The organism is Maribacter sp. 4U21 (assembly GCF_002742365.1).
Taxonomy (GTDB): domain Bacteria; phylum Bacteroidota; class Bacteroidia; order Flavobacteriales; family Flavobacteriaceae; genus Maribacter.
Map to the genome: position 1 here is coordinate 114,468 of NZ_MDGN01000001.1, position 25,327 is coordinate 139,794.

Annotated in this window: 22 protein-coding genes; 7 read left to right on the forward strand and 15 right to left on the reverse strand. The window is 39.7% G+C overall.

Going from position 1 to position 25,327, the window contains the following annotated elements; translation table 11 throughout:
- Positions 1-172: 172 nt before the first annotated feature.
- The 10 genes from BFP77_RS00505 to BFP77_RS00550 form a co-directional block, all read right to left on the reverse strand.
- Positions 173-1,768: a SulP family inorganic anion transporter gene (locus BFP77_RS00505; RefSeq protein ID WP_099572131.1), complete on the reverse strand. Its 1,596-nt coding sequence runs from the start codon at positions 1,766-1,768 to the stop codon at positions 173-175.
- A gap of 69 nt (positions 1,769-1,837) precedes the next feature.
- Entirely contained in the window at positions 1,838-2,137 is a 300-nt protein-coding gene (locus BFP77_RS00510; protein WP_099572132.1) for a hypothetical protein, read from the reverse strand.
- 59 nt (positions 2,138-2,196) lie between these two features.
- Positions 2,197-2,955, reverse strand: a complete 759-nt coding sequence (locus BFP77_RS00515) for a tetratricopeptide repeat protein (protein ID WP_099572133.1) — start codon at positions 2,953-2,955, stop codon at positions 2,197-2,199.
- 4 nt (positions 2,956-2,959) lie between these two features.
- Complete coding sequence (locus BFP77_RS00520; RefSeq protein ID WP_099572134.1) at positions 2,960-4,738, reverse strand: BatD family protein; 1,779 nt, start codon at positions 4,736-4,738, stop codon at positions 2,960-2,962.
- A gap of 6 nt (positions 4,739-4,744) precedes the next feature.
- Positions 4,745-5,587, reverse strand: a complete 843-nt coding sequence (locus tag BFP77_RS00525) for a tetratricopeptide repeat protein (protein ID WP_099572135.1) — start codon at positions 5,585-5,587, stop codon at positions 4,745-4,747.
- 1 nt (position 5,588) lies between these two features.
- Positions 5,589-6,635: a VWA domain-containing protein gene (locus tag BFP77_RS00530; RefSeq protein WP_099572136.1), complete on the reverse strand. Its 1,047-nt coding sequence runs from the start codon at positions 6,633-6,635 to the stop codon at positions 5,589-5,591.
- Between the two features lie 98 nt (positions 6,636-6,733).
- The gene (locus tag BFP77_RS00535) at positions 6,734-7,732 is read right to left on the reverse strand and encodes a vWA domain-containing protein (RefSeq protein WP_099572137.1); all 999 of its coding nucleotides are present in this window, start codon (positions 7,730-7,732) and stop codon (positions 6,734-6,736) included.
- Entirely contained in the window at positions 7,733-9,391 is a 1,659-nt protein-coding gene (locus tag BFP77_RS00540; protein WP_373604810.1) for a hypothetical protein, read from the reverse strand.
- Between the two features lie 2 nt (positions 9,392-9,393).
- On the reverse strand, positions 9,394-10,260 hold the full coding sequence (locus tag BFP77_RS00545; RefSeq protein WP_099572138.1) for a DUF58 domain-containing protein: 867 nt from the start codon (positions 10,258-10,260) through the stop codon (positions 9,394-9,396).
- 86 nt (positions 10,261-10,346) lie between these two features.
- Positions 10,347-11,348 carry an AAA family ATPase gene (locus tag BFP77_RS00550; protein ID WP_099572139.1) on the reverse strand — a complete coding sequence of 334 codons (1,002 nt, stop codon included), beginning with the start codon at positions 11,346-11,348 and terminating at the stop codon, positions 10,347-10,349.
- 158 nt (positions 11,349-11,506) lie between these two features.
- Here BFP77_RS00550 and BFP77_RS00555 point away from each other — a divergent pair, with 158 nt between their 5' ends.
- From BFP77_RS00555 to BFP77_RS00565, 3 genes are read left to right on the forward strand one after another with little or no spacing between them, the layout of a single operon-like run.
- Positions 11,507-12,382 carry an aldo/keto reductase gene (locus tag BFP77_RS00555; RefSeq protein ID WP_099572140.1) on the forward strand — a complete coding sequence of 292 codons (876 nt, stop codon included), beginning with the start codon at positions 11,507-11,509 and terminating at the stop codon, positions 12,380-12,382.
- A gap of 10 nt (positions 12,383-12,392) precedes the next feature.
- Entirely contained in the window at positions 12,393-13,148 is a 756-nt protein-coding gene (locus BFP77_RS00560) for an SDR family NAD(P)-dependent oxidoreductase (protein ID WP_099572141.1), read from the forward strand.
- Entirely contained in the window at positions 13,145-14,281 is a 1,137-nt protein-coding gene (locus BFP77_RS00565; protein WP_099572142.1) for an ATP-binding protein, read from the forward strand. Before BFP77_RS00560 ends, BFP77_RS00565 begins: the two co-directional genes overlap by 4 nt.
- On the opposite strand, the gene BFP77_RS00570 is transcribed toward BFP77_RS00565, so the two are convergent.
- Positions 14,278-16,182, reverse strand: coding sequence for an alpha-amylase family protein (locus BFP77_RS00570; protein ID WP_257212811.1), 1,905 nt, complete (start codon positions 16,180-16,182; stop codon positions 14,278-14,280). The genes BFP77_RS00565 and BFP77_RS00570 overlap by 4 nt on opposite strands.
- Positions 16,183-16,210: 28 nt before the next feature.
- Positions 16,211-17,155 carry a carbohydrate kinase family protein gene (locus tag BFP77_RS00575; protein WP_099572144.1) on the reverse strand — a complete coding sequence of 315 codons (945 nt, stop codon included), beginning with the start codon at positions 17,153-17,155 and terminating at the stop codon, positions 16,211-16,213.
- A gap of 200 nt (positions 17,156-17,355) precedes the next feature.
- Between BFP77_RS00575 and BFP77_RS00580 the strand changes: the two genes are divergently transcribed.
- From BFP77_RS00580 to BFP77_RS00595, 4 genes are all read left to right on the forward strand, one after another.
- Positions 17,356-18,495: an SPFH domain-containing protein gene (locus BFP77_RS00580; protein ID WP_099572145.1), complete on the forward strand. Its 1,140-nt coding sequence runs from the start codon at positions 17,356-17,358 to the stop codon at positions 18,493-18,495.
- Between the two features lie 56 nt (positions 18,496-18,551).
- Entirely contained in the window at positions 18,552-19,634 is a 1,083-nt protein-coding gene (locus BFP77_RS00585; RefSeq protein WP_099572167.1) for a DNA helicase PriA, read from the forward strand.
- Complete coding sequence (locus tag BFP77_RS00590) at positions 19,631-20,365, forward strand: metallophosphoesterase family protein (protein WP_257212812.1); 735 nt, start codon at positions 19,631-19,633, stop codon at positions 20,363-20,365. The genes BFP77_RS00585 and BFP77_RS00590 overlap by 4 nt, the downstream gene beginning before the upstream one ends.
- Positions 20,366-20,430: 65 nt before the next feature.
- Positions 20,431-21,429, forward strand: coding sequence for an acyl-ACP desaturase (locus tag BFP77_RS00595; protein WP_099572146.1), 999 nt, complete (start codon positions 20,431-20,433; stop codon positions 21,427-21,429).
- A gap of 73 nt (positions 21,430-21,502) precedes the next feature.
- On the opposite strand, the gene BFP77_RS00600 is transcribed toward BFP77_RS00595, so the two are convergent.
- From BFP77_RS00600 to amaB, 3 genes are all read right to left on the reverse strand, one after another.
- Complete coding sequence (locus tag BFP77_RS00600; RefSeq protein ID WP_099572147.1) at positions 21,503-22,060, reverse strand: hypothetical protein; 558 nt, start codon at positions 22,058-22,060, stop codon at positions 21,503-21,505.
- Positions 22,061-22,087: 27 nt separating this feature from the next.
- Complete coding sequence (locus BFP77_RS00605) at positions 22,088-23,014, reverse strand: OmpA family protein (RefSeq protein ID WP_257212813.1); 927 nt, start codon at positions 23,012-23,014, stop codon at positions 22,088-22,090.
- Between the two features lie 705 nt (positions 23,015-23,719).
- Entirely contained in the window at positions 23,720-25,273 is a 1,554-nt protein-coding gene (amaB, locus tag BFP77_RS00610; RefSeq protein WP_099572148.1) for an L-piperidine-6-carboxylate dehydrogenase, read from the reverse strand.
- Positions 25,274-25,327 lie beyond the last annotated feature (54 nt).

Here is a 25,327-nt window from a genome sequence, read left to right on the forward strand (position 1 = left end):
TTTAGTTTTAATTAGGACCGTACTATCCTTTACTTTTGTAAAATAGGAATTTTGAGGTAATTTATGATAGTATAGGTCTTTGAATATACGCTATGTTTTTTCTGACAACTGTGCCTTTTACGACTTTTAACGTCTTAAATGTACTGTATCTTCATTTGGATAATTTTGTTCTTTATCCTTTTTCGGGTTGAGCTATTTTTGGTCTCAATTTAAAGAATTCGATAAAACTATCCGGGTTCTCTACGATACCCCTTTCAGACACTAATTTAATATCAATATTCCTTTCTTTCGCCTTAAAGGTAAAATCATCCAATATTTCAATGATATCGTTGTCGAGATACCTCGTTTTCCTCACATCTAGCTCCAAATAGGTTTCTCTTGGTAAACTATCCAGTTCCTTGAGAATGGCACCCTTATTAAAAAAGGTAACCTCCTCTGCCAGGGTCATTTTAATTTTGTGCTTACCATCACTTTTATCCTCAATATGTAGGAAATGTGAATTCTGGTAACTCTTTATCATAATGACGATAATACCTACGGCAAGTCCAAGTCCTATGCCTATTAAAAGGTCGGTAAAAATGATACCGATAACCGTTACAAAGAAGGGAACGGATTGTTTCCAGCCCAAGGCATACATTTGTTTGAACAATGAAGGCTTAGCAAGTTTAAAACCTACTATAAATAGAACAGCTGCCAAAACCGAAAGCGGAATCATATTGAGTAATCGGGGTATTAAAATAACCGATATCAAAAGAAAAAAGCCATGAATTATTGCGGACATTTTAGTTTTTCCTCCAGATTGAATGTTCGCTGAACTACGAACGATAACTTGGGTAATGGGTAACCCACCGATTAAGCCCGAAATAATATTTCCTGTTCCCTGCGCTAATAACTCCCTATTCGTAGGGGTTACATTTTTTTCGGGATCAAGTTTGTCCGTTGCCTCCACACAGAGTAGAGTTTCTAAACTGGCCACAAGTGCAATAGTAAATGCGGTCACCCAAATTTGAGGATTTGTAATTGCCCCGAAATTTGGAAAACTGAATTGCCCTAAAAATGAAGCAGCATCCTCAGGAATTGGAACACTTACCAAGTGTTCTGCGGATATAGCTAAAGTTTCACTGTCTTTGGTAAGGATATAAAATAGAATGCCTACAGCAACAGCTACTAACGGGCCCTGCACTAGTTGGAAGAATTTACCTTTTTTAGAAAGGACTTTGTCCCACAATAGTAAAATACTTAACCCTATTATGGCTATTAAAGTAGCTCCCGGACTAATATTATTAATGGTTTCCAGAATTTCAGAAAAGGTATTTTGCCCATCGACCTGAAAGAAAGCAAAGTCTCCTTCTGGGTCAGGATCATAACCGAAGAAGTGAGGAATCTGTTTTAAAATAATAATGATACCGATTCCAGTAAGCATTCCCTTTATTACGGAAGAAGGAAAATAATATCCAATAATTCCTGCTTTAAGAATACCAAAGACTATTTGAATTATACCACCAAGAACGACGGCCAATAGAAAGTTTTGATACCCTCCCAAGGCGCCAATAGCGGTCAACACAATAGCGGCTAAACCGGCGGCGGGACCACTTACGCCTATTTTAGAACCGCTTAAAGACCCTACTACTATTCCCCCCACGATACCGGCTATTAACCCTGAAAAGAGCGGTGCGCCACTTGCCAATGCTATACCTAGACATAGCGGCAGTGCTACGAAAAACACCACAATACTGGCAGGGAGGTCATTTTTTAAATACTTGAACATAGAAGATGATTTTTAGTCCTAAAAAGAAGTCAGGATAGATTGTTTACTTAGAAAAAAGGATGTGAAAAATTATACTTTTAATTTGGGAGGAGGCAGTAAAGTCTCCACGGAATTGGCATAATAAGTTTTTGAAAAGTTGTTGCTATGGTTGGATGATTTTTTCTCCAAAGAAGAGACAACAATAATACGTGCATCGAACCATATAAGGTTTTCGTCCAGTTCGTTCTTCTCTTCATTTTTACTTTCATCTTCGTTGAAATCTGCGAATAGAGTGATATCGTTATCCAATTCAAATAGCGTCACTACCGAGGGCGCAACGATAGCGATAGAAACCAAAATAGAGAAAAATAAAACAAATGATAATCTCATACTATTAAAACATGTAATGTAAATATAATAGTATTGCTACTGCTATTTGTTAAAATAATCTAAAAATCTTTTAAGACCTTAATATGCTGTGAGGGTACCCAACCAGTTTTACCGTCGGCGAGCCTTATGCGTTTCCAATCATTGAGCTTCTCAATAATGTTTACTTTGGTGCCTGCATGTAATACAAATATTTCGTCGCTGCCCGTGTTGGGTTCTGATTGTATTCCTATTTCATCTGCGAATACGATTGCAGGTTGTTGCTTTTGAAAATCACTGTACTGTACAAAGGCAAAAACTATGCTCAAAATTGTGAGAAACAAGGACACCAGACTACCGATAAATGCCCATCTTTTTCTAGAAGCATATTGCGCATAATAAAAGACGATATAGAGTATTACGAATAAAATCATCAACCCCACTCCTAGCTTGGCCCATTGATCAAAGGACAGTTGAGCGGTAATGGTTTTATAGAACCTGGAAAGGCCTGTTTCTGGCATGGTGTCTATAGCATCTAAGGTCATTTGTTGAGCATACCCCAAATTATTCATTATTTCTTTGTCCTCAGGCGCTAATAACAAGGCTTTTTCATAGTAGTAGATACTTTGAGCAATGTCGTTTAATTTATAATAGGAGTTGCCAAGATTAAAGTAGAGTGATGCGGAGTGCTGTCCGTCTTCCAAAATAGTATTGTAAAAACCTATTGCCTTTTCGTAGTCGCCTTCATTGTAGGCTGCCGTGGCATTATCAAACAGGGTTTCTTCCTGTGCAAAAACCAGGAAACCAAATAGTAGAACCAATATGTTACAAAATCTTTTCACTTGCCTATAGTTGCTTGTCCATTACTGATATTGTTTCACTTGCCTTATCGTAGTCGTTTTGCATTTGCACATCGGAGAAAGGACTATACCTTGCCGCTTCGCAATTTTTAAGAAGTTCAACAAAGCTGTTAATGGTATTGTCATCCACTTGTTTTTTTGAAAGTAGTTCAGCTATTTTATCCTTACTGAATTCCGAGGTCTCTATCTTTAATTTGGCCTTTAAATAATTGTGTAACGCCTTTTCTAGCGCAACGTAAAAAGATTCTTTTTGACCTAGTTCTTTTTTGGCTTTTGAAAGATATTTTCTAGCGAGCCTATTTGCCTTTTTAACCTTGTTCCCTACTACATCACTTGCAATTTCATCTCTTTTTTTTCTGAATAAAATAGCTAATGGAATTAACAATAAAGGCCCTAACAACAGTGCATAGAACAAGTTAGAACCAAAAAAATAATTAGACCCAATGGGCTTTAAGTTAGGGGCGAGTTTTATAAAATTAAATTGATTATTGGCAGCGATTACATTTTGTTTGTTAGAGCCTGCCGTGCCGGTGGTGTTAGAAACACCATTTGATGGCCCCTCTAAGACATTCACTATAATTTCATCAGAACTTAACGTAGTGTATTTTTCCGTTTTTGGGTTGAAATAGCTGAATTTTATAGGAGGAATCGGATACTTACCTCTAAAGGAGGGAACGATTGTAAAGTTGTTACTGACTTTTCCTTGCATTCCGCCTAAGGTTGTGCGTACGCCTTCTGTAAATTCAGGTTCGTAAACCTCTAACGAACTCGGTAAAACAGGCTCTGGAAGCTTAAATAATTTTATGTTTCCCCTGCCACTGACCTCAACTATGGCCTGTAAAGATTCAGACGCGTTAAGGCTGGTCTTACTGGTAGAAACGGAAAAATCAAAATCGCCCACAGCTCCATTAAAATCCTCAGGCTGGTTTTTAATAGGAAGGCTTTTTACGTTGATGGTACGTTTGCCGGCAGAGACAGTTTTATTGGTTTGTGAATAGACCCTACCGCCAAAAAAATCTCTTTTGTTTGTAGGAACATCAACAGTAACATCTAGGGATAACGGCTCAATTTCCAACTCCCCTGATTTTTGAGGATACAGAACCACTCTTTTAAGTATTACATATCGATAAGGTTTCCCTTTGTAAGTCCCGTTTTGAGCGTTTAAGCTAGACACCTTAATATCCTGACTCCAAAAGTTGTTGTATTTGGGGTTATCCAAGGGCTGATAGTTGGACACACTGATGGTAGGACTTACGTATAATTTATAAACAACACTTATGGCCTCGTTCAAATAGGGGTTTGTTTTGGAAACCTCGGCCACTAAATGTAAATTTTCATCGGCAACGTCATCAGCGGTCATTTGATCACTAGGCTTGTCTACTGCCGCAGTTACCTCGATATCTTTTGCAAGAGATTTAAAAGTTTGCCCATCAATGACTATGGTTGCCTGCTTAATGGTGAACTTACCTCTTGCTGTAGGAGCAAGGGTATACGAATAGGTTTTAGAATAACTACGCACTCCATTAATCCAGGAAGAACTTATGGATTGCGAAGGGCCCATGAGTACCCTGAAGCCGGCAAAGTCAGGAGGATTAAAGTTATCTCCGTCCTTGTTCATGGTAAAATCTACCCTAAGACGCTCGTTGATACCAAGTTTAGACTTGCTCAGTTTCATTTCAAAAGTCACCGCATTCTTATCCTGAGCGCCCAGAAAAATGGCGAACAAGAATAAGGGTATGCAAACAATGAGCTTCTTATAATTCATAGCGTATTACCAATCCTTTTCATTTTTAATTTTGGCGCCCTTCACTTTTTTAGCGTCAATTTTATCCTGTACTTTTTTCTCTGCATTTTGCATTGCTCGCAACAAATTCTCTATTTGTTGTTTGGATAGCTGATTGGGCCGTGGTTGCTGCTGTTCTTTAGGTTGGTCTCCTTGCTCTGGCTTTTTCTTCTGTTCCTCTTTCTTATCGCCGTCTCCTTCTTTGTTTTCATCTTTCTGCTCGTCTCCTTTATCACCCTTATCTCCTTCGTCTCCCTCGTCTTTTTTATCTTGGTCTTTCTTATCCTTATTATCCCCTTCCTTATCTTTTTTGTCGTCCTTGTCTTTTTGGTCCTTGTTTTCGTCGTTTTTATCTTTTTTATCCTCGTCCTTCTTCAAGAGCTCTTTCGCTAGTGCTAAATTGTATCTTGTTTCCTCATCTTTTGGATTATTTCTCAAAGCCTCTTTGTAGGCTTCCACGGCTTTGGCGTAGTCTTTACGCTTCATAAAAACATTACCCATATTGTGATAGGCCTTGTGCTTATCCTTTTTGTTCGTCGCAGTCTCCCCGGCCTCTTTAAATCTGCCAAAGGCCTCGCTAAAGGTGGCATTGTTGTAGTAGGCGTTTCCTAAATTGTAGGGTGCTGCGGCGTTATCGGGACTTTTTGCGATAGCTTTTCTGTAATCTACCTCGGCTTCAATAAAATTGTTATCGGACAATTTCTTATTAGCATTCCATGTATAATTAATTGAGTTGTTGAGATTCTGCTGCTTTTCTTTTAATTCTTCATCCTGGGCAAAGATCAATGCCGACATAAAGAACAAGAATAGTAGGGGTATAAACTTCTTCATTTTATTCGATATGTTTTTCGTTGAAAAGATTTAATTTCTTAAGCCACTTGGTTTTACGGTCCAAGATAAAAATATCTAAAAAAAGGAACAAAAGACCTGCTCCCAGGAACCATTGAAATTGGTCTTTGTACTCCGCAAATTGTTTGGCTTCAAACTCTTTTTTATCCATTTGAAGCAATTCTTCCTTAATAAAGGCTACGGCATCCTCCGTATTTGAACCATCTATATAGGCTCCATCGCCTTCTTCGGCGATATCTATCAGTACTTCTTGATTTAGTTTTGTGATGACCACCTCACCCTGCAAATCCTTTTTTAAACTTTCCAGGACGCCATTTCTTTTTAAAGGGATTGGGGCACCTTTAGGCTTACCAACACCTATAGTATATATTTTGATGCCGGCATCAATGGCTTCTTCAACAGCGTTTAAGGTCTGCCCACCAGAATGATCTTCACCGTCGGAAATTATGAAAAGCACCCTATTGGTTTGTTCATCATCATCATAAAAGGTTGTTGCCAATTCAATAGCTTCATTAATTGCCGTTCCCTGAGAGCTTAGCATGTCCGTATTCATGCTTTGCAGAAACATTTTGGCCGCACCATAATCGGTCGTTATAGGTAATTGTGGAAAGGCTTGTCCTGCGTAGGCAATAATACCTACCCGATCGCTGGCCAACTGATTAATGATTTCCGAAACCAGTCGTTTGGCCTTTTCCATTCTGTTGGGAGCAATATCCTCGGCTAACATACTTTTAGAAACATCGACAGCAAAAACGATATCCACACCCTCTCTTTTCACCGTTTCCAACTTGGTCCCGATTTTGGGGTTTACGAGACCTATAATGAGCCCAGAAAGACCTAACAGGAAAAAAAGTAGTTTTAAAGTTCCTTTGTATTGAGATTTATTAGGGGTCAGTCTTTTGAGTAACAGGCTATCCGCAAATTTCTTTTGTGTTCTTTTTTTCCATAGCAGTAAAAGCAGGAATAGAGTTACTATCACCGGAAGGATGAAAAGCAAATAGAAATATATTTTTTCGTCTAACTGAATCATAATGTACTCGATAATCGAGATTTATAATGCTCCGACGCTTGCGTCGAAATAAATAATGGCTTTTCTTCTAATGCCTCTTGGATTTGCTCCGAGGTCATTTACACAAAGCTTCTAAATACCGTATTTCTTAAAATCCATTCTAAAAGTAATAGCGCTCCTGCTATTAGTATCCATGGTCTAAATTTTTCTTCGTATCTATAATATTTGAATTCTTCTATTTCCGTTTTTTCTAGTTTGTTGATCTCGTCGTATATCTCCTCTAACGTTTCGTTATCAGTGGCTCTAAAGTATTTTCCGCCTGTAACTTGCGCAATATCCTGCAGCAGTTCTTCATCTATTTCTACTTGCCGCATACCATATCTAAACGATTTATCGGCGTTATAAGCAATTGGTGTTAAGGCGTTGCCATTGGTGCCTAGACCAATAGTGTACGTTTTAATGTCAAACTCAATAGCTAGGTCTGCTGCCGTTTGGGGTTCAATAAAGCCAGAATTATTGACACCATCCGTTAAGAGAATAATAATTTTACTTTTTGCCTTGCTTTCCTTTAGTCGGTTTACAGAGGTGGCCAGTCCCATACCAATGGCCGTTCCGTCCTCTAATTGTCCATAGGTTATCTCTCTAAGAGCACCCAAAACTATAGACTTGTCCGTAGTAATTGGGGTTTTAGTAAAGCTCTCACCAGCATAAGCTACAAGTCCAATACGGTCGTTAGGTCTCTTTTTTATGAAGTCTGCAGCTACCTTTTTTAGGGCGGCCAATCGGTTAGGTTTCAAATCCTTGGCCAACATACTCGAAGAGACATCGATAGCGATAACGATATCTATACCCTTCGTTGTTTTGGTTCGTGTTGAAATATCTTCTGTCTGTGGTCTTGCCATGGCAACTATGATGGCCGCCAGAGCTAAAAGCCTTAATAGGAAAAGTACATGTTTCAGTTTGGGCAAAAAACTGCTGTAACCAAATGCGTTAATAGTGGCTATGCGTAACGAGGCGTTCTGTTCTTTTTGTTTAAAAATATACCATAGTATTGCAATTGGCAGTAATAGAAATAGCCAAAAGAAATCAGGATTTGCAAAGGATATATTCTCTAACATTTAAACTTCCGTTTTAACCTCTACCGTAGTTAATATTCTGTCTACAATTTCTTGTGCATAAGTGTCATCATCCAGCCAAGTGATAATTATGTATTGCTGAAAACCCTTGCCGCCGAACAAGAGCACGGTGTATTTTCCTTTGATTAATTCTTCAGATTCTGGCACGGCGAATTTTCCACTACCAAATATTTTCTGGCCTTTTACACCACTAATGGTAGTAAACTCTTCTTGCTTGGTAATGATATTTTTAGCGCCTTGACTTTCAAAACCTTTGATGATTTGTTCCAATGTTTTGCCAAAATCGGGTTCCGCCTCAGGGTTCATGGTTACCGAGGTAGTGCCTATAGTAAATAAGCCTACGGCACTTCTATACCCAAAAGCCTGTATGTCCGTAATTGTGGCCTTTGCTTCTGGCGGTAACTTTACCTCTTGCCGAACCAGTACTTTTGGCGTTTCTAGGACAATAGGAGGGTAGCCGTATGAGCTAGAAATCCAATCGCTTTCCAGTAATTCTTTTGTTGGATGTCCAAGAACGGTATCCTTCAGGTAGGCGAAGCCAAATTTAAATCCTGCTATGGTGGTTCCGATGAGGAGTAATGCCGCTAAGGAAGCTATTCCTATGATTAGCTTTTTCTTTTGTTTTTTCCGTTCGAGCTCTTCTTGGTATTCTGCTAATTGCATCAATTCTTCTTCCGTTGGCTCTGGTAAAGCATCATGTGTCTGTACTACAATTTGCTCCACTAGTTTTCTGTCGCGTTCCGCGGCTGCGGTAGAAGGTTTTGATTTGGCGAATTTCACCAAATCCGCCGTTTGTAGAATGTTCTTGAACTGGTTAATAGTGTCTATCTCTAAATCTAGCTCACCGGAGTCCCGTAATAATTCCAACTTATTTATCAACTGTCCGGTGGTACTTTCCAAAGCTGATACATGCGCGTCTTCTTCTAAATAAGAACGGACTATGGTGGTTAACTCGGAATAGTATTCCTTGAACTCGTCCTGAATGAGGTATTTTGAGTTTTCTAAACGTTTTAATTCTAACAATGCACGGTCGTAAGGGGGCAACAGGGCTTCTTTTTCTTCTTCGCTCAGCGGCTTTTTACGAAGTACGAACCAATAGAATAACCCAGCTAAAACTAAAAGTATCAAGAGTCCTATCAGTAAATATTTCCATGGATCCGCATTATTTTTTTCGACCGAAATCAGCGGTTTAATATCATATAAATTTTGGGCGATAGTATCTACGGGAACCGTAGCAACATCAATAAATAAGGAATCCGTAAAATAGCCAGTACCATTAATCTCTATACGTTGGGTTGGTAGTTTGTAACGGCCAGAGTCAAATTGTGTGAGGGCATATATTTTCTGTAATGTAAGCCTATCCTTTTTTCTAGTGGTATCCGTTGCGTAAGCCTCCACGGTTTCCAAAGGCGAAAAGGTTTGGCCTTCTGGAAATATAACTTGATCAACGGAATCTACCTCAACTGAAACCGTCCATTGTACTTGATCTCCGATTTTAATGAAGGTGGTGTCTACCGCTGAGGTAATTTTAGGGTTTTCTTGGGCAGCGATTAAGGATGTAACGAGAACAAAGCACAAAAAGACAATTCGTTTTAGTAAAAACGAACCGTGCTGAATTCTAGGTGTAAAAACGCTATACATCATCAACCTCTTCGTTTAAAATATCCTAATAGTTTCTTTACATAACTCTCGTCCACTCTACAATCAAGAACACCACAGCCAGATTTGGTAAAGGTTTCCTTGAAATAATTGACCCGCTCTTTATGGAACTGAGCATAGGTATTACGCACTTTTTTGGACTGGGTATTTACCAGCCTTAACGCTCCCGTCTCGGCGTCTTGCATTTGCACCATTCCCAAATTAGGAATGTGTTCTTCTCGTTCGTCGTAAACCCGGATACCTGTAACGTCATGTTTGTTACCTGTAATTTTTAAGGTGCGTTCATAGTCCGATGCTATAAAATCCGAAAGCACAAAAACTATAGCTTTTTTCTTCATAACATTGGTGAGGTACTTTAAGGCCTCTGCGATATCCGTTTTATTGCTTTTGGGCTTAAATTCCAGTAATTCTCGGATAATCCTCAACACATGGGTCTTTCCCTTTTTAGGCGGTATAAAGAGCTCTACTTGGTCAGAGAACAAGATAAGGCCCACTTTGTCATTGTTCTGCAAAGCACTGAACGCTAAGGTTGCAGAAATTTCGGTTATGATTTCATTTTTAAATTGATTGGTGGTTCCAAATAGTTCCGAACCACTGATATCCACTACTAGCATCATCGTGAGCTCGCGTTCCTCTTCAAAAATTTTAACGTAGGGCTCGTTATATCTGGCCGTAACGTTCCAATCTATACTCCGTACATCATCTCCAAATTGATATTGGCGTACCTCACTAAAAGTCATACCCCTTCCTTTGAACGTAGAATGATATTCCCCACCAAAAATATGGTCGGAAAGACGCCTGGTCTTTATCTCTATTTTACGAACTTTTTTGAGTAATTCTTTAGTATCCATCCTGGTATTTGGGAATGTTCATAGCTAGTGGGCAGTTGTAAGTTGTAGTATTACCAAACATATCACCACTGGTCAAAAGCTAAGCGCTATGGTACCTCAATCTCGTTTACGATTTTATTTATGATTTCTTCTGAAGTTATGTTTTCTGCCTCGGCTTCGTAGGTAATACCTATTCTATGTCTTAAAACATCATGAACAACGGCCCGGACATCTTCGGGGACCACATACCCTCGTCGCTTTATAAAGGCATAACATTTAGAGGCGTTCCCAAGATTAATACTTCCCCTTGGTGATGCACCAAAGCTAATAAGTGGTTTTAGATTTTCAAGATTGTATTTTTCTGGATACCTAGTAGCAAATACAATATCCAGTATATATTTTTCAATTTTCTCGTCCATATAAACTTCACGGACCGCTTTTTGGGCACTAAGTATCTGTTTTAAGGAAACAACAGGTTTTACGGTTTCATAATTGCCTAAGAGGTTTTGTCGCATGACCATTTGCTCCTCGTTCATTTTAGGATAATCTATCACTGTTTTTAACATAAAACGATCTACCTGAGCCTCTGGTAAAGGATAAGTCCCCTCTTGTTCTACGGGGTTTTGGGTAGCCATCACTAGAAAAGGCTTGTCCAAAATAAAGGTTTCGTCCCCTATGGTTACCTGCTTTTCCTGCATGGCTTCCAGTAATGCGGATTGCACCTTTGCAGGGGCACGGTTAATTTCATCCGCTAAAACAAAGTTGGCGAATATGGGTCCTTTCTTAATCGAGAAATCATTCTCTTTCATGTTGTAGATCATGGTTCCTACGACATCTGCCGGTAAAAGGTCCGGAGTAAACTGAATTCTACTAAAACTACCTTTTACTGCTTTTGAAAGCGTATTAATGGCCAAGGTCTTTGCTAGACCGGGAACACCTTCCAATAAGATATGGCCTTGCCCTAACAGTCCTATGAGCAGTCTCTCGATCATGTGTTTTTGACCAACGATGACCTTGTTCATTTCAATAACAAGTAAATCTATAAAAGCACTTTCCTGAGCTATTTTCTCATTCACTGCGCTAATATCAACAGTAGTATTTTCTTCCATTTATCCGTTTATATTTAGGGTAATTTACGCTTATAATTTTAACAGTTGTGCAAATTGAAAATTTATTCATTGAGTAGCTGTTAACGATTGGTTAAAAAATGCGAAAACCCCTTGTTTTTATGAAGTATTTAAGGGATTCTTTTTAATTTCACCTACCTATGAAGCATATGACTACCTATTCCAGAATTATTGCCGGTACCATGACTTGGGGCAACTGGGGGAAACAATTGGCAACAAATGAAATGATGGCATTAATGAACAGCTGTCTAGAGTTGAACATCACCACTTTTGACCATGCGGATATTTATGGTGACTATACTACGGAAGAACAGTTTGGCGCCGCTTTTAAGAAGAGCTCAATTTCGCGTGAAAGTATACAACTGATCAGCAAATGTGGGATTCAATTTGATGCCAAGACCAGAACGAACAAGGTGAAGCATTACAACTACGATAAGGATTATATAATTTGGTCTGCGGAGCGCTCCTTGAAGTTGCTGGAGACGGAATATTTAGATGTACTGCTCTTACACAGGCCAAGCCCACTGATGCAACCAAGTGAGATTGCCGAAGCAATTATCCACCTTAAAAAAGAGGGTAAAATAAGACAATTTGGGGTTTCTAATTTTACTCCTTCTCAAATAGCTTTGTTAGAGACCGTTGTGCCCGTTGAGGGGAATCAGATAGAATATTCACTCACGGCAAATGAGGTGATGAACAATGGCGTTTTGGACGATTGTCTTGCCCATAACCGGTTGGCCATGTCCTGGAGCCCGCTGGGAGCTTTCTTTAGGGAGGAAACGGAACAAACAAAACGTATGGGATCAGTATTAAATGATCTATGTAAAAAGTATGGGGCAAGTGAAGACCAATTATTGCTCAGTTGGATTTTGAAACATCCATCCAATATTCATCCCGTTGTGGGGACTGCAACACCAGAAAGATTGGCACTTGCTATGAAAGCCGTAGAAATTGATTTAGAATTGGAAGATTGGTTCCTACTTTTAGAAGCGAGTAACGGACATGAAGTAGCTTAAAAAGAAGCATATGAACGAAACAGTATTTATTACCGGAGCCACCAGCGGCATAGGAAAAGCTACGGCCGAACTTTTTGCAAATCATAAATTTAAACTAATTCTCTGTGGTAGGAGACAAGAACGCTTAGTTCATCTAAAAGAGCAATTGGGAGCATTGACAACAGTGCACACATTAAATTTTGATGTACGGGATAAAGATGCGGTAAAGAAAGCCATCGATTCATTACCTGAGGAATTTTCAAAAATTTCCATCTTAATCAATAATGCAGGAAACGCCCATGGTTTAGATACCATACAAGAAGGTAGCATAACAGATTGGGACGCAATGTTAGATATTAATGTCAAAGGATTATTATACGTTTCCAAGGCAATTATTCCTAAAATGATCACTCAAAACAAGGGGCATATTATCAATATAGGCTCCACTGCGGGTAAGGAAGTATACCCCAGGGGCAATGTATATTGTGCTAGTAAACATGCCGTCGACGCCATTAATCAAGGCATGCGTATAGATTTAAACCAACACGGTATCCGCGTAGGGGCCCTGAACCCTGGTTTGGTGGAAACTGAATTTAGTCAGGTGCGTTTTAAAGGAGACGACGAGCGCGCAGAAAATGTATACAAAGGCTTTCAGGCTCTAAAACCTGAGGATATTGCCGATATTATTCTTTTTACGGTGACCAGACCGTATCATGTAAATATTGCAGATTTGGTGGTTATGCCAACGGCACAAGCCTCATCAACCATCGTGAATAAAACCTTATGATCAATAAACGCTTATTGGTCAAAAACTTACTTGCTCATAACGACGAGAATAGTTTCTACGACAAAAAGCGTTTTATTGCCATCGGGGAAAAAGAGGGTAAGGCAAAATTTCTAAAACACGTTTGTGCTCTAGCCAATAGTAATCCCATGAACAACTCATTTATCGTCATCGGGGTTGAGGATGAGGATAATCAAATGGTTGGTGTCGATTTTTTTGATGATAGCAAGATCCAAAATTTGGTGAATGCCTATTTGGATAACCCACCCCTGATTTCATACGAGAATATTCCTTTTCCACAATTGGCAGAGGGCAAGGTGGTAGGTCTGGTCACCATTAAATCCAGTGGGGAAATTTGTTCCCTACGCAAAAATATCTGGAAATATTATGGCGGTTCCGTCTTTTTTAGGGAGGGTAGCGTAAGCCTTCCAAAAGCCTTTGATATTGAGTTGAAGGATGTAAATTCTAAAGCTGTCGCCACCATAGAACAGCATGCCCGGAATAATATAGAGCTCACCTTGGACGGTGTAATAGATTTCATAAACCATCGCCATAAAGATTTGCAAAGCGACTATAAAGTCTTTAAGGAACAGTTTGTCGTATGTTGGGCCGGCAACAAAAAAGAAGTCAAAGGGCAAACCTATTACAACAGGGTGGACATCGAATTAATTAACGAGCAAGTAAAGCTGTTCTATTCCGATCTGGATGAGGTAACCATCACCTATGATGACCATTCTTTTACAACAATGGAGTATGTTCAATTAGGATTAGAAGGCAAACAACGATATTATCCCTTAGAGGAACTGGTTATTACTTTTAAAGAAAACGGAACCTATCAAATACAGACCGAACTGGTTTTTGAACCGCCTCGTTACGACAAGAAGATTTTGCATCATATTTACAATACCAACAACAGTTTGCTGGCCAAAATAAAACAGGGTATAGCCTTGAAATCAACAGAGGAAGAAGATGTTTTGCACCTTCCTGATACGTATTTAATTTGTTATTTAAACGGTTTTGAAGAGGCCAAGCAACAAATGGAAATAGCAAGGGGTATCGTTAAAGAACAGTTTCCAAAAATATATGACTCGTTAAAGGCAGCTTTACGGATCTTACGAAAAGTAGCTTACAATTAACCCCCCATTATCCATAAATGTTCATAGGCGCTTAATTGCAGTAGATTACGTTCTAGCTTCAATTTTTTACCGGTAATACCATCTTTGAGATTGTTTTCTGGATGTATGCCAATGGTAAACAACCATGAGACGTGAAGAAATTGGGTATTTTCATCGAAATTGGAAATTACCCACACCCTATCTTTTCCATTAGTGCGTTCAAAAACAAAAATATGCGGATTGGAGCTTGGGTGAGTTATAGGCGGAGAAACATCTGCAAAAACAGGGAGTTTCTTTCGCAATTGTATCATTTTTTTCAGTCCATTAAAAATTGAACTGGCGTGATTTTTTTTTGAAGCCAATTTGTTAACCGCCTCCCAATCTTGCTTCGGTCTATTTACCCAGCGGCTGTCGTCCTTGTGGTCTTCGTTTTCAAGGAAAGTATAATCGTTCAACATTCCTATTTCATCCCCTGCATAAATCAACGGTATTCCTCCATAGGAGAGGATAATACCATGTAGCATTAGAATTTTGGCTACAGCTTCCGTGATGCTGTTTTTATCTTTTTGTTCCAGTGCTTTTTCTAACCCAAGTAAGGATGCTGCGCTTCCGGTAATTCTGCCATCGCCGTTTTTGGGGTTGTACATAAACAGCAAGCCCTTTGCGGGAGACCAGTCTAAGCCACCGCAATAATAGTCTAGCAAGAATTTACGATGTTCTCTGGGAGAAAGACCTAGGTCACGGATAAAATCGTCGTCGTAACCCAACCCGATATCATCATGACATCTTATATAGTTGATCCAAGTTCCATCTTGTGGTTTGGAAGGGGTTTCCAGTAAACTTTTATATAATAAAGACGTCTTTTTGGTCGCAATGGAATTCCACAACAGCGCCATCAGCGATGCATTATAGGCTACTTCACACTCATTACCTTCCAAAAGCCCTTCTCCGAAGTATTTAATGATATTCCTTGGTGCTACAATGGCTTCGGCCAAAAGAATTACCCCAGGAGCTATTACCTGTAAGCACATACGGAAGAGAGAAACCAGTTGATGTGCCTCGGGCAGGTTTTGAGAAATGGTGCCTATTTTCTTCCATAGAAAGGCAAGCGCATCGAAACGCACTACATCAACACCCATATTCGCCAAGTTCAAGAGGTTCTCCAACATGGCTATAAGTATCTCGGGGTTGGTATAATTTAAGTCCCATTGGTAACTGTTGAAGCAGGTCATCACCCAACGCTCCATCGATTTATTATAAGTAAAACTGCCAGGTGCCGTAGCTGGAAAAATTTCCGGCAATGTTTTTTCAAAAGCGTCTGGGATTTGTCTATCGGGATAGGTGTGGTAATAATTCTGATACTTTTCTTCACCCGCTATTGCTTTTTTGGCCCATTCAAATTCATCCGAAGTATGGTTCACCACAAAATCCAGCATTAAGATCATATTTTTTGACCTTGCTTTTTTAGTGAAAGCCAAAAATTCCTTTCGGGTTCCGTAACGGGCATCTATTTTATGATAACTGTTTACGGCATACCCACCGTCGTTTTCACCGGAAGGTCTAGTGGTTATGGGCATTAAGTGAAGAAAATTAATACCTAGTTCCTCAAAGTAAGGAAGTTTTTCATCCAGTCCTTTAATGTCTTTATTAAAACGGTCCACGTACAATTGCATTCCGGTCAATTGTTCGCTTTGGTACCAATTACCGACTTTCGCCCGTTTAAGGTCAAGTTCCTTTAGTTCCTCGGGTCTTTTTAAGAAAAGTTGTTCCATTTTATCCAGTAACTTAGGAAAATAGGATGCTTTTTCTTTTTCTGGGTAAAGGGAGAAATATAAGGAGCTGATAAGCGAAATGTTCGTAGCCAATCTTAGCCCAAAAGCTTCATGACTGGCGTCTACATATTTTTTTGACCTTTTGGTCATTAATTGATGCAAAGTGGCCTGGTTCATTCTAGGAAACGAGTTGTTTTTGATTCGGAAGCGATTCTATAGCCCCAAAATTAGTCGTAGTTATTGCTCCTGCCTTATTGGCCGTAGCTACCATAGCAGTAAGTAAATCTTCGTTTTCTAAAGTGTGTTCCAAGTTATGGTGCGTTGCGATCTGTTTTAAAAGACAACCTATGAAAGCATCACCGGCCCCGGTCGTATCTACTGGTTTAACAGAAATACTGGGTATGGTTTTGGAGTATGTTTTTGTGCTGAGCAAAGTACCTTCTCCACCTAAGGTAATTACTATAATATCCGTTCCCATTTCATGCAAATAGGTGCATGCCTCTTTTAAATCTGTCTTTCCGGAAAGCAGCTGAGCTTCCTCTAGACTAAATTTGCATAGGTGGGATTTCTGTATGAAGGGAATACATTTCTTTATAAAAATATCCTCTTTGTTTTTCCAAAGATCTATTCTGTAATTGGGATCAAAACTTATGAAAGCGTTTTGTGTAAGTGCGTCAAAGAAATATCTACTGTAGGCATCTTCTAGATTCCCACCTAATAAGGCGGTGGCTGCTCCAAAGTGCACCATGTTTTCCTTGAATTCGTTTTTTAGGTTAGAATCGTACTTTAGTTCTCTATCTGCCCCGCGGCTAAAAACGAAATCTCGCTCTCCGTCTTCATCAATGGATACAAAAGCTAAGGTGGTAAAAACGTCCGATTTTTGTACCAGTGAAAGATCAACACTTTCCTTATCCAGAATGTTCAGTAGAAAACTCCCAAAAGGATCGTTGCCAACGCAACCTACAAAAGCACTTTGGCCACTTAACTTACTTATGGCGCAGGCCACGTTGGCAGGTGCGCCACCTGCTTTTTTCGTAAACTCTTTAGCTTTAGATAAGTCCTTACCCTGATTTTCAGCAACAAAATCAATGAGTAGCTCACCAATGCAAAATACCTTTTTCATAGACTTGCTTCAAAGTTTAAAATCTAAGGTAAATAGAAAAAGTAGCTTTCTCTAAATTTTGTTGTGAATAATCGGCAGTTTGTCATTTAATGGGGAGATTACGCCCCGGAACGTGGACTATGCAGCTTTAAGGAACCTTATTTCTTGTCCTGTTATTAGGAATTTGCTACCTTTTTGGGATAAATAAAAAATAATCGAAAATGAGCATATTTGACGAAATAAAGAAGAAATTAAGCCATGAGTTTATAGATATCATAGAATGGCTAGATACTTCGAACGATACAATTGTACATCGGTTTGAAAGGTATCAAAATGAAATAAAGAACAATGCTAAATTAATAGTTCGCGAAGGGCAGACGGCCGTTTTCGTGAACGAGGGTCAGCTAGCCGATGTCTTCAAACCCGGCACTTATACCTTGAATACCCAGAACCTGCCAATTTTAACCACGCTCAAAGGTTGGAAATATGGATTTAACAGTCCGTTTAAAGCGGAGGTCTATTTTGTGAACACCAGATTGTTCACGGATGAAAAATGGGGCACTAAAAATCCGTTCATGCTAAGTGATGATCGTTTTGGACTTGTAGAGATCAGGGCTTTCGGAACCTATAGTTTTCGAATTAACGATCCGGGAAAATTTGTTGTCGATGTCGTGGGAACGGATGGTAATTTCACGAATTACGAAGTTAACGAACACCTTAAAAGTTTAATTGTTACCCGATTTACGGATACTGTTGGGGAGGCCAACCTGCCAATAGAATTATACGCGGCAAATACGAGCGAGCTGTCCGAAACTTGCCAAGAGGTAATGCAACCGGAATTTGGGCGTGTAGGTATAGAATTAGAAAGGTTCTATATCGAAAATGTTTCCATGCCAGAAGACCTAAAGAAAGAAATCTTTGAATATAGTCGTTTGGATAAATTGGACATGACCAAGTTGGCGCAGTTCAAGGCTGCGAAAGCTATGGAATTGGCAGCTGCAAACGAAGGAGGTACTGCTGGTGCCGGTATGGGCATGGGCATGGGCTTTGTATTGGCGCAACAAATGGGCGGAATCATGGGTCAGCCCACTGGTCAGCCTTTTGCTGTGCAAGCACCACAAGGACAACAAACTGCGCCACCGCCCGTTCCGTTGCAGGTTACTTACTTCTATGCGGTAAACGGGCAACAATTGGGCCCGGTCTCTTTTGACAAATTAAAGGAGCTTTTTGCCAATAGGACCATTAATAGAGATTCACTGGTCTGGAAACAGGGAATGGCCAATTGGGCAAGTTTAAAAGAGGTAGAAGAACTAAAATCGTTCTTGGGAGGAAATACACCTCCGCCACTACCAAACGCATAGTTTAGTTAAAAGTTCAGGAATAAGTAGTGATTTTCGTTAGCGCGAAAACAATGTACATGGAAAAAATCCAAGAATCGGAACATAAAAAAGCTTGCGCCAATTGTGGTGCAGAGTTAAAGTTTAAACCAGGCTCACATCAACTTAATTGTGAATATTGCGGGTATGAGGAATTTATAGAGCAATCTAAAAGTAGTTTTGAGGAGCTAGAGTTGGCCCATTACTTAAAGATTGTTGGAGAGAATGCCTATACGGAAACCATTGAGCTTTTGCATTGTAAAAATTGTGGCGCCAACCAGCATGTAGAGGAGAATTACAAATCATTGAATTGTGTGTACTGTAGTGAACCGCTGATACGTGAGGATACCGAAATTGAAGGTTGGATTTTGCCGGGGGCGTTGGTTCCTTTTCAGTTGGATGTTAAAAAAGCAAGAAAAATTTTCAAAACTTGGGTCAACGGTCTTTGGTTTGCACCCAACAAACTCAAAAGGGCGGCATTAGACCCTGAGGGACTTCATGGCCTCTATATTCCTTATTGGACCTTTGATGCCAATCTGTTTGCTTCCTATCAAGGGCAGCGGGGGGATTACTATTATGAGACCCAGACATATAATAGCGACAAGGGGAGACGCACAAGGCAGGTACGAAAGACCAAATGGACCTATGCTTCTGGGAAGGTCAATGGTTTTGTAGATGATATTTTAATAAATGCCTCGGAGAAAAAAAGAAGGGATATCCCGCCTTCCATTGCGTTTTGGAATCTTAAGGATTTAGTGGTGTTCAACTCAAAATACCTGTCGGGTTTTGTAACGGAAAAGTATACTGTATCTCTTAAGGAGGGTCACCATCAATCCTTTCAAGAAGCAAAAAATATTGCCTATAACTGGATCCGAAGGGATATCGGCGGAGATACGCAACGCATTGCCAATGCGGACATGAAACTTTCTGATGAAACTTTTAAACATATTTTGCTCCCTGTATATATAAGTTCCTATCGGTATAACGGAAAAGAGTACCATTTTTATATCAATGGACAAACGGGTAATTTAAGTGGTAGTAGGCCGTATTCCTTCTGGAAAATTTTCTTTTTAGTGGTTTTCGTCCTTGTGGTCATTGCGGGAATTGCGATTTTTGTTAAATGATGACGCAAAGAACATTAGTTATTGGAGATATACATTCAGGATTAAAGGCGTTACGGCAAGTATTGGAGAAAGCAGCCGTAACGGTCAACGATAAACTTATATTTCTGGGCGATTATGTCGATGGTTGGAGTGAGGCCGTTGAAACGATAGATTTTCTTTTGCAATTGAACAAAACGCACCGTTGCATTTTTCTTAGAGGCAATCACGATGCCTTATGCCATCAATGGCTTACCGGTGGCGATGATAACCCAATGTGGTTTATGCATGGCGGCGAAGCCACGGTAAAATCGTACGGGAAGGTAGATGATAGTACAAAAAGGGAGCATATTATGTTCTATGAAAACCTTAAGGATTATTATTTGGATGAAGCGAATAGACTGTTCTTGCACGCGGGCTTTACAAACCTAAAGGGCGTAGCCTATGAATATACGTCCAAGACCTTCTATTGGGACCGAACGCTTTGGGAACTGGTCTTGTCAATAGACCCAAATTTGAAAGAAGGTGATATGTATTTTCCTAAAAGACTTACGCATTACAAAGAGATTTACATAGGCCATACCCCTGTAACGCGAATGGGGAAAACCACGCCTCAAAATGCTGTAAATGTTTGGAATATTGATACCGGAGCAGCATTTAAAGGACCTCTCACCGCTTTTGATATTCAGACCAAAAAATATTGGCAAAGTGAGCCTGTGCACACGTTCTATCCCAATGAAACAGGTAGAAATTAGTAAATCAATTTAATTTTAAAGGCTAAAACAGCGCAGAATTAACGAACTTTGATAAAAATTGATATATGTCCGAGAAGAATATACGACTAGAAGTAATGCAGGCTATTGAGCCCGAAGTGGAAGGGTTTATGGAGAATTTTCTGATAAAACCTGAAGATATATGGCAGCCTACAGATTTTCTCCCTGATTCCGAAAGTGATGGGTTTTTGGACCACGTAGAACAATTACGGGAAGAATCCAAAGAGTTGGGCTATGATTTTTGGGTAACGATGGTGGCGGATACCATTACCGAAGAAGCCTTGCCTACATACGAATCGTGGTTAATGGATGTTGTTGGGATAGACCAGCATGGAGAATATAAGACCAATGGCTGGGCCAAGTGGGTTAGGGCATGGACCGCAGAAGAGAATAGACATGGAGATGTGCTGAACAAATACTTATATCTATCCGGAAGGGTGAATATGAAGGAAATAGAAATAACTACGCAGTACCTTATTTCGGACGGTTTTGATATTGGTACCGATAGGGACCCTTACAAGAATTTTGTGTACACTTCCTTTCAAGAATTGGCTACGAACATCTCTCACAAACGTGTGGGGCAAATGGCTAAGAAAAAGGGAAATGCTTTATTAGGTAAGATGTGTACGATAATTGCAGGGGACGAAATGAGGCATCATTTGGCCTATAGAGAATTCGTAAAAACGATTATGGGTCACGACCCTAATGGAATGATGTTGGCCTTTGCCGATATGATGAAACAGAAAATAGTAATGCCGGCTCACTTTTTAAGAGAATCCGGTGGTACCATTGGTACTGCCTTTGAGAACTTCTCAAATTGTGCACAAAGACTTGGTGTTTATACCGCCCAGGATTACATAGATATTCTTGCAAAGTTGAATGCTTTTTGGGAGATTGATGCAGTAAGGGGACTTAATGACGAAGCACAAAAGGCAAGGGATTATTTGATGAAACTCCCTGGAAGACTGGAGCGTATTGCCTCTAGAATGAAGTTTCCAGAAGATCAGTACCACTTTAAATGGGTAGAAGCCAACGGAATGTTGTAGCGCTAAGTTTCAAGAAAATAAAAAGCCCAATCTTACTTTGAGATTGGGCTTTTTATTTTTGGTTGGTTATTGATTATAATTTTCCGTGATCATGTTCATCTTGCCATTTCACAAGTTCACTCCATTTGCCTTCATAGGCCATTTTGGCTTGCATAGGCCATGATGCAGGATTATGAACCTGATAGCGCTTTCCACCGCCGCCCAATACATTTTGGCATTCCGCTACGGAAGCTTCTGATAGTGCTTTCCAAGTTTTAATTCCGGAATCTTTGAACATACCTTCTATTTTAGGCCCTATGCCCTCAACAACTTTAAGGTCATCTTGCTTAATGGCTTTACCGAAGGCTGCCTTTGCTCCTGCGGCATCAAAAGGAATAGAGGCTACCGCCGCACCCGCTGCAAAAGAAGATGCTGTACTTGCTACATTGGTCTTGGCACTGCTCACTCTCTTATTACAAGCCTCCAAATCGGCTTTTAATTTTGCATTTTTATCTTGTAGCAGTTTTAAATCTGCAGAATTGTCAATGATAGTATTTCCGCTTCGGCCAATGAGGTAGCCAAGAATTCCACTAATTATCCCGACTAAAGCTGGGATCAACCAACACCAGATATCCATATTTTCAAAATTCATTTTGTACTATTTTAATTTGTTAGTGATTTAATTGTTTAGTGTTACTACAGTTCTTCTATTTTTAGACCTACCTTCTTCAGTGGCGTTGCGCTCTATAGGAGACGCCTGCCCTTTAGATGAGGTTTTTATTTTTGATTCGGCAATTCCGTTTCGCATGAGATAGGCTTTGGCAAAATTTGCTCTGTCCAAACCAAGTCTCATGTTAGTGGCAGCTACCCCGGTATTATCAGTGTGGCCCACAACGTTTGCGCTGGCACCCTCCATTTTATCCAAATACCTAGAAATATCGGCTACCTTTTGGCGCTGTTCTGCATTTAAACTTATAGATGCTTCTGCCGTATTGAAATATAGCGTAAGCGGATCAGCATTTATTTTGTCGAACAGTGCTTTCATCTCTTCGGCCACATCCTCAGATTCTTCACCTAAGCTGTAGCTTACAGGTCCAAGATATACGTTCTCCTTGGGCACCATACTTTCCATTAGCGCTCCTATCGTATTTATTCTAGAAGAAGAAATTCCGTTGGAGACCAAATGGTTTTTGACCGCATTGGCTCTGGCAAGCCCTAGATTAGGATAGGCGCTATAGTTGTTTTCGTCACTTTTATAGTACCCCGTAATATTAATTACTTTTCCTGCATTGGTCTCTAAGAAACCTTTAAGGTTTGTAATACCTTCTTCCATACTAGCGGCTAGTGGCATTAGTATAGACGAAGAAGAACTATTAAAGTTGTAATTGTCATTGTTGTTATAAGCGTAATCTCCATCCTTAAAGGCAAAAGGATATGAAGTTGCTTCTGGCACAATGGGTGCTGCTACCTCTTTTGGAGGCTCTTGTTCTACACTAGCTCCGCATTCACTGCAGCAGGTAATGTAAAAATAAGTCCCTGCCAAAATAGTGATCAACATCAGCAGTAGATTCGTTGTTGTTTTTGTCATTTTTAAATAGTGTTTCATGCACAATGTATTAAAAAAATCTTAAAATTTTTGAATATTTGATAGCTTAATTGCTAGTAATCAAGGAGTAGTAATTTTCCAATTATAACTAAATTGATACCATTTGCACATTCAAACGGCAAGGAGGCATAATTCATATTTTTTTAAAAGAAGATATTTCGGAACTTTCTAATGCAAATAAAATACACCCTATCTCTCCCGACAAAGTTCCGGCACTGGGATAGGGTTTAATGACATATTTGAGTTAGTTGGTTAATTAAGTAAACCCTATCGTATCCTTAACGATAGGGTTATTTTGTGGATACTGTTTAGTTCAAAATTGGGCGTAAATAATATCCTATACGATAGTGTCTGTTCCCAGATTATTTAAAACCGTTTATACAATTAGACGTACAGAACATACAGAAACGGTATCACCCTTAGATCATAAAATATATCTTGATATTACGATGATTACGATATGAAAAAACGTTTATTTAATTTCCTGAAGTTTGTATGTATGATTTTGGTTTTGGGCACCCAAAGCTTGTTGCATGGTAGTTGGACGGTAGAAGATACCAGCCGAAAAACCATATAATAAATTACCTCGGGGCAGGCCCACCAGACATTAGAAGCGAAACCAATATTTATGTAAGGCAAGCGCCGGAGCATTATAAATCTTGATTAGCGGCCAAAACCAAAAATTGGGATTTAAATTTAAAACTACTACAAGTCAAATTTAATTCCTTGTGCCAGCGGCAGCTCGGTCGTATAGTTGATGGTATTCGTTTGCCTTCTCATATATATTTTCCAAGCATCCGAACCACTTTCACGGCCACCACCAGTTTCTTTTTCCCCTCCGAAAGCGCCGCCAATTTCTGCACCGGATGTTCCAATATTAACGTTAGCGATACCACAATCACTGCCTGCTACAGATAGGAAACGTTCGGCTTCACGTAAATTATTAGTCATTATGGCAGAAGAAAGTCCCTGAACAACCCCATTTTGAATTGCGATAGCATTTTCTAATTCTCCGGAATACTTTAGTAAATATAACACCGGTGCAAAAGTCTCGTGTTGTACAATCTCGTAATCATTTTTGGCTTCTGCAATAGCCGGTTTAACATAGCAACCACTTTCGTAGCCATCTCCTTCTAAGACTCCGCCTTCGACAATAATTTTTCCTCCTTCAGCCACTACTTTTTCCAATGCTTTGCTATAATGGGTTACTGCATCGGTATCAATTAAAGGCCCTACATGATTGTTTTCATCTAGCGGGTTTCCAATGCGCAGCTGATTATAGGCAGCAACCACAGCATCCTTTACCTTGTCGTATATGTCCTCATGGATAATTAATCTCCTTGTTGAGGTACAGCGTTGGCCTGCAGTTCCTACGGCCCCAAAAACAGCACCGATAACGGTCATTTTAATATCCGCGTCCGGCGTAACGATTATAGCATTGTTACCTCCTAATTCCAACAGCGATTTTCCTAATCTTGCTGCCACGGCCTGGGCAACTATTTTACCCATTCGAATAGAACCAGTAGCCGAAACCAAAGGAATTCTGCCATCTTGAGTCATGTATTCTCCTACTTTATAATCTCCATTGATCAAACAGGAGATGCCTTCTGGCAAATTATTTTCCTTAAAAACTTGAGCCGCGATATTTTGACAGGCTACTCCGCATAATGGTGTTTTTTCTGAAGGTTTCCAAACACAAACATCTCCGCAAATCCACGCCAGAGCTGTATTCCATGCCCACACGGCAACAGGAAAATTAAATGCTGATATAATACCCACTACCCCTAGAGCATGATATTGTTCATACATTCTATGTCCAGGTCTTTCCGAGTGCATGGTCAAGCCATGAAGTTGTCGGGAAAGCCCGACCGCAAAATCACAGATATCTATCATTTCTTGGACTTCTCCAAGGCCTTCTTGGTAACTCTTACCCATCTCATAAGAGACCAATTTTCCCAAAGGCTCTTTTAAGGCTCTGAGCTTCTCGCCAAATTGTCTCACTAGTTCACCGCGTAACGGGGCGGGTCTTTTACGCCAAGTTTTAAAAGCATTGGTAGCGGTATCCATGACCTTTGCATAATCTTCTTTGGAGGTTGTTCTTACTTTTCCGATAAGTGAACCATCGACCGGTGAATAGGATTCGATAATGTTTCCTGACGAAAAATTATCGGAGCCTGTTGAAGTTCCATCATTTAAGTCAGTAATTCCCAAAGCTTTTAAAGCCTCGCCTATTCCAAATTCTACAATTACTTTTGACATTTTATAACTTTTTGAAGGTGTATTGTTAAATTTTTACAAAGCTACGAATAATAT